A 272-nucleotide genomic window follows, 5' to 3' on the forward strand; every position below is an offset into this window, starting at 1 on the left:
GTGTTGCCGCCCATGTTAATGGCCACGGCGTGCAGCATGTTGAATGCAGCACACACATACATCAGGATCGACGGAATAGACCTCATTGACCACACTCCTGTTTATGTTCGATGATGAGGGTCTGGGCAAGAACCGCGATCAGCAGCCAGTAACAGCCGCCAACCGCGTCACCCATTGACCAGTACTTTACGCCTGCGACGCACGCAGCCGCGATTTCCACCGCGACCAGAAAGCCACGCGTGAATCGATTGAACTTGTTCATGTTTTCCTTC

Annotated in this window: 1 protein-coding gene; it reads right to left on the reverse strand. The window is 54.0% G+C overall.

What is annotated here, in order from left to right:
* Positions 1-82: 82 nt before the first annotated feature.
* On the reverse strand, positions 83-272 hold a 190-nt coding region (locus AC1RPG_RS08785), incomplete at its 5' end, for a hypothetical protein (RefSeq protein ID WP_481762603.1).

The sequence above is a fragment of the Dellaglioa sp. CoH-57-MRSF-18 genome (assembly GCF_056781995.1).